A 5,018-nucleotide genomic window follows, 5' to 3' on the forward strand; every position below is an offset into this window, starting at 1 on the left:
TGCATCACGGCGTTCGGCCGTCGAGCCATTCATGGTCTGAGCAGGTCAATGTCGGAGCTTGTCAGAAGTCACAGCAACGGCTTACCGACAGCCGTGCCCCCGGCCCTTAATTGGGCATCACCGTGTGCGTCGACGGCGCGAGGACAGCGGTGACGGGCGATCCGGCTGCCGGCTGGTTACGCCTGCCTGTGTCCAACGCTCCCGTAGGAGGGATGTGCCATGGCCCCACGAACCATGCCCGAACCGGCTGAGGTCGGTCGCCGAGCCGCCGAGATCCTCGACCTGATCACACGCCACTCGTCGTCCGAGCGGCTGCGCAGCTCGTCGATGAAGTACTCCAGCTGCTGGGCGACATTCACCGGGTACCCGGCGATCAGCCGGTGGTCCCTGGAACGGGACGCCGGCCCGCTGCTGACCGAAGCGATGCGGGTCCTCGCGCTCAAGGCCGCGGTGTTCGAGCTGTCCGGCGGCGACGAGGAGGCCGCGGAGCTGCTGGTGCCGGCGCCGGTCGACGAGATGATCCACGCCGTGCTGGCCCAGTTCACCCTGATGTCCCGGATGCAGCGCGACCTCGGGGTCACGTTCCCGCACGCCACGGAGCTGGAAGCGTTTACCTACACCCGCGGCTGCCTGACCGACGCGTACTACGCCGCCGCCGGCTGGGGACCGCAGCCCCTGCGGTACTGGCTGGACTCCGCAGAGGTGACCCGCCGCCTGAACCAGCTCAACGCCCACTACCAGGCCGCAGGCCTGGGACGCGACGGACGCAGCCACGACTTCAACTTCGACCAGCCGGACCCGGCGACCACACCGGTCGGGGTCAGCGGTTAGCCAGCTCCACCGACAACACCCGCCGCATGGCCGCCACCACCTGCTTCGGGTCGAACCTCTCGCTGGCGAGGCGCTCGGCGCGGGCGACGGCACCGAAGATCTGCTCCGACGGGGCGTCGCGCAGCACGGCGACGAGCCAGCCTTCCAGATCCACCAGGTCGGCAGGAAGCACCAGGGATGCAGGCGTCGGCGCGGGTCGTGAGGTCTGGTCGGGGACAGGTTCGTCACGTGAGGCGTAGCGGCCAGGTGGCAGTCCGACCCGGTACGGGTGCACACACACTGCGACGCCATCGGTGGTGACCCGCCATCCGATGTCCGGGTTGTAGGAGAACTCTGGTCCGGGCCGGTCGACCACGTCGAACTGGCCCGGACCGAGCTGCTGGGCGGGACACACCACGCACGTCTGCTCACACCACTGCGGTAGCGGTCCGGACATGGCGCCGATGCTACGGCAACCAGGAGGTATCAGGCCATGACCGTCTTATCCCCTCCCCGGGCCGCCGCCGTCGACCGCGCCCTGCGCGACGCCCATCGATGGTGCGCCGGACACGCCATCGACGACCGCCCCGCCCTGGCCCACGCGGTCCGGGTCGCCGTGACCATCGGCGAACATGTACCAGACCCGGACCCTGATCTGATAGCGGCAGCGCTGCTGCACGACATCCCCGACTTCGCGCCCCACACGCCCGACATCTACCAGGTCCTCGCCGTCGCCTACGGCCCGCAGGTACCGCGGATCATCGCCGCCCTGCAGGCCGAGCACCAGGCCCTCGACAGGCCGGACCCGCCTATCAGCGTCGACGACCTGCCGGTGCTGCTCGCCTCGACCGCCGACAAGATCGTCGCGCTGACATCGCTGCTGCGACGGGCGCATACCAGCGGCGACGTCACCGACTTCCTCCGCAGGCGCCCGGCGCTGCTCACGCTGCTGCCGCACTTCCGGGCCTTTCAGCAGGCAGCCCATCCCCGGGTACCGGCCGCGATGTCGGCACGCCTCGACACCGCGCTGGCGCTGCTCGAGAGAGCCGCCACCGGTATTCAGGCGGCGAGCAAACCATGATCGTCATTGGTGCCGCATTCGCGGACCATCTGCGCCGTGACCTGCTCACCGCCGCCGGTCACGAACAGGCCGGCTGGCAGGTCATCCAAGAGTGGGAGCTGTCGACGGTGCAGCGGCTGCGCCTGGGCGACGGCAGCAGTGTGATCTGCAAGCTCGCCACATCGCCGTTCACCGGCGAAGCCGCCGTGCTGCGGCACCTCAACGAACACGGCGCCGCCGTGCCCTATCTGCACGGCTACACGCTACGGCCGCATGCACTGGGCATGCTGATGGACGACCTCGGCGACCCTCTCCGCCCAGCAACTATCGCCGAGGCCGCAGCCATCGCCAGCGCAATCCACGCCATCCCCCCGGCCCCCGCGCTGCCCGTGTTCGAACAGCGGACCCTGGCGCGCCTGCCCGAGCAGGCGCTTGCCGCGCTCGACGAGCTGCACCGCCAGGGCCGTTTCGTCGACACGGGCGCGGCTGAGGAACTGCTGCGGCGGCTGGCAGCGGTGGCGGGCAGACGCGCTGACGGCGCCGGAAGAGAACCCTTCGGGCTGTGCCACGGCGAGTTCCACCGCAGCTCACTGCACGTCAGCCGCAGGGGATGCCGCCTCGTCGACTGGGCGAAAGCATTCACCGGACCCGGCCTGCTCGACCTCGCCACCTGGTTCGGCACCCGCAACGCCGCAGACCCCGCCCAACTCACCCGCCTGATCAGCGCCTACGTCGCGGCCGGCGGCAGCACCGACGCTCAGTTGGACCGCGGCGGCCTGCCGGCAGCTCAATGGGCGCTGGGATGGCACCGCGTATGGGCAGCCTGGTGGTTCCTGACCACAGCTGCCGCAGGCCACCACCAGCCCCACACCGATGGCCCTCACGCCCAGGTCGTGCACCGCCAACTGCACGCAGCGGCGCAACTGCTCGACGCCGCCCCGCCTGGCGCGTCCGAAGGTCACCTCACTACTGCGGGAAGATTCTTATGAAGCGCCTCATCGTGGACACCCACGCCTCGTCCTGCTACTTCCGCACCTCCGTCGGCAGGGATGGGCGCAAGGCGTTGGTGCAGATCACCGAAAGGTGCAACCTGCACTGCGCCCACTGCTTTGTCTCCTCGACCGCAGTCGGGTCTGACCTGTCCCTGGGCGACTTCACCACCCGGGTGTTGCCCAGGCTGCTCGACGCCCGAGTCGAACGCCTCACGCTCACCGGGGGCGAGCCCTTCGTCCACCCCAACCTGATCGCGATGTGCCAGGCGGTGGCCGATCAGGGACTGCCGGTGGGCATCTGCACCAACGCGACGCTGACCCGCGACGCCGATATAGCCGCCTTGGCCGCCTTGGGCAACGTTCACGTCAACGTGTCCTTTGACGGGTTCCGGCCCGACAGTCACGGCAAGTTCCGCGGCGACCGGTCGTCGTTCGCCACCACCGTCGCCGCCACCCGCAAGTTCGCCGAGGCTGGCCTGCTCAAGGGCCTGCTGTCCACGCCCAACGCGCTGACCGTGCCGCAGGAGTTCGCTGACCTGTGCGCATTCGCCGTCGACGTCGGCGCGGAGTACGTGCTGATGAACCCGCTGTCCTCCTTCGGGCGGGGGGTGAAGAGCCGCAGTAAGCTCGCCGCCACCACGGCGGCGATGGACGCCATAACGGCCGTGACCGACCGCTTCGCCGGCCAAGTCGACCTCGTGCGCATCCGGTTCCCCAACGAGGACCTGCCGCTGGGCGGATGCGACGCGGGAAAACTGATCTACGTCTTCGTCGACGGGCAGGTCGCCGTGTGCCCCTACCTGGTCTTCGCCGCTCGCACGCCCGCCTCCGCGCACCGCGATACCGAGTTCCTCACCGGCAACATCCTCGATAGTGAAGTTGTCACCGGCCTCGACGCCTACGACTTCCATGGCCGCTACCGGGTCGGCGCCAACCCGACCTGCTGCTCCTGCGCGCTGGCCGGACAGTGCGGCAAGGGCTGCCCTGCCGCGGTCATCGCCACCGGTGGCCGCATCGGCGATGTCGATACCGAGCAGTGCCCCGTCACCGACCCATCCGGCCGTCGACTGCTCCCGCTGTCCCTGGCCAAGGGGTGAGCAGCCTGTTCATCGCCGTGGAGGGCCCCAACGGAGTCGGCAAGAGCACCGTCGCCCGTCGCCTGGCCGACCGCCTCGCCGAACTCGGACCGGCAGGGGTCCACCTGACCGGCGAGCCCACCCGCACGCCCCTGGGCCAGCTCCTGCGCCGCCAGGAATCCTTCCTGCACGGCAAGGCACTGGCCCTCGCTCTGGCCGCCGACCGCGCCGCGCACATCGAAACAGAGATCATCCCCCGGCTCGACGACGGACTGCATGTCGTCTCCGACCGGTACGTCGCCTCCTCGCTGGTGCTGCAACGCATCGACGGCCTCGACCTCGGCGAGATCTGGTCCTACAACCGCTACGTCCTGCCCGCCACCGTCATCTACCTCGAGGACCACCCAGAGGTCATCCGCACCCGCCTGGCAGCTAGACCACACTTGACCAGGCTGGAACTGGCCGGCTCGCCCGAGAAAGAACTCGCCCTCTACCGCGACGCCGCCACCCACCTGCACCGGCAGCAGTGGCGCCAACACTTCGTCGGCTGCCACGGTCTCACGCCCGAACAGGTCGTGGACACTATTCTCGCCCTGCTACCTGCCGACGGCCCCTGACCAGCGAGGCTCACCGTGCTGTCCATTCTGACGATCAACGTGCAGGCCGCCGCGCTCGCCCGCGCGCAGAAGCTCCTGACCTGGCTGCTGCAACGCGACGACCACGTGATCATCCTGACCGAAACCAGCAACGGACCCGGCACCCGGCACCTGCTCACCGGCCTGCGGGCAGCCGGGATGTCCATCGCTCACCAGCCCGCGACTGACGGCGACCGCGGCTGCGCCATCGCCAGCCGCATCCCCACCCGCCCAGCCCCGCACCTCACTGCGGGCATCAGCCTGCCTGGCCGGGCCCCCGCCGTCATCCTCGGCACCGACCCCGCCGTCACGATCCTCGGCCTCTACGTACCCTCTAGCGACCGGGCACCGGCCAAGCTCGCCAAGAAGCGGACCTTCCTCACCACCGTCACCGACACCCTGGCCCGATTACCCACCACCGACCGCGCACATCTGGTGGTCGGCG

Annotated in this window: 7 protein-coding genes; 6 read left to right on the top strand and 1 reads right to left on the bottom strand. The window is 69.5% G+C overall.

The window, feature by feature from the left end; genetic code table 11:
- The first annotated feature begins 219 nt into the window (after nt 1-219).
- Nucleotides 220-831 carry a hypothetical protein gene (locus tag ACLQ28_RS34290; RefSeq protein WP_425690407.1) on the top strand — a complete coding sequence of 204 codons (612 nt, stop codon included), beginning with the start codon at nt 220-222 and terminating at the stop codon, nt 829-831.
- On the opposite strand, the gene ACLQ28_RS34295 is transcribed toward ACLQ28_RS34290, so the two are convergent.
- The gene (locus ACLQ28_RS34295) at nt 821-1,267 is read right to left on the bottom strand and encodes a hypothetical protein (RefSeq protein ID WP_425690408.1); all 447 of its coding nucleotides are present in this window, start codon (nt 1,265-1,267) and stop codon (nt 821-823) included. The two genes, ACLQ28_RS34290 and ACLQ28_RS34295, sit on opposite strands and share 11 nt — an antisense overlap.
- 36 nt (nt 1,268-1,303) lie before the next feature.
- On the opposite strand from ACLQ28_RS34295, the gene ACLQ28_RS34300 reads away from it, so the two are divergent.
- The 5 genes from ACLQ28_RS34300 to ACLQ28_RS34320 all read left to right on the top strand — a co-directional run.
- A complete protein-coding gene (locus tag ACLQ28_RS34300; protein WP_425690409.1) occupies nt 1,304-1,891 on the top strand; it encodes an HD domain-containing protein in 588 nt (195 codons plus the stop codon).
- Nucleotides 1,888-2,859 carry a phosphotransferase gene (locus tag ACLQ28_RS34305; protein ID WP_425690410.1) on the top strand — a complete coding sequence of 324 codons (972 nt, stop codon included), beginning with the start codon at nt 1,888-1,890 and terminating at the stop codon, nt 2,857-2,859. The genes ACLQ28_RS34300 and ACLQ28_RS34305 overlap by 4 nt, the downstream gene beginning before the upstream one ends.
- Nucleotides 2,856-3,959, top strand: a complete 1,104-nt coding sequence (locus tag ACLQ28_RS34310; RefSeq protein ID WP_425690411.1) for a radical SAM protein — start codon at nt 2,856-2,858, stop codon at nt 3,957-3,959. The genes ACLQ28_RS34305 and ACLQ28_RS34310 overlap by 4 nt, the downstream gene beginning before the upstream one ends.
- Nucleotides 3,956-4,555 carry a dTMP kinase gene (gene tmk / locus ACLQ28_RS34315; protein ID WP_425690412.1) on the top strand — a complete coding sequence of 200 codons (600 nt, stop codon included), beginning with the start codon at nt 3,956-3,958 and terminating at the stop codon, nt 4,553-4,555. Before ACLQ28_RS34310 ends, tmk begins: the two co-directional genes overlap by 4 nt.
- Before the next feature lie 15 nt (nt 4,556-4,570).
- Nucleotides 4,571-5,018, top strand: a 448-nt coding sequence (locus tag ACLQ28_RS34320; protein WP_425690413.1) for an endonuclease/exonuclease/phosphatase family protein, incomplete at its 3' end; no start/stop codon positions are given.

This window comes from Micromonospora sp. DT201 (genome assembly GCF_049841575.1).
Classification (GTDB): domain Bacteria; phylum Actinomycetota; class Actinomycetes; order Mycobacteriales; family Micromonosporaceae; genus Micromonospora.

What these genes read in the sequence shown, in the direction of transcription:
- ACLQ28_RS34295 (WP_425690408.1), bottom strand. Translation starts at nt 1,267, where the DNA reads ATGTCCGGACCGCTACCGCAGTGGTGTGAGCAGACGTGCGTGGTGTGT.
- ACLQ28_RS34310 (WP_425690411.1), top strand. Translation starts at nt 2,856, where the DNA reads ATGAAGCGCCTCATCGTGGACACCCACGCCTCGTCCTGCTACTTCCGC.
- ACLQ28_RS34290 (WP_425690407.1), top strand. Translation starts at nt 220, where the DNA reads ATGGCCCCACGAACCATGCCCGAACCGGCTGAGGTCGGTCGCCGAGCC.
- ACLQ28_RS34305 (WP_425690410.1), top strand. Translation starts at nt 1,888, where the DNA reads ATGATCGTCATTGGTGCCGCATTCGCGGACCATCTGCGCCGTGACCTG.
- ACLQ28_RS34300 (WP_425690409.1), top strand. Translation starts at nt 1,304, where the DNA reads ATGACCGTCTTATCCCCTCCCCGGGCCGCCGCCGTCGACCGCGCCCTG.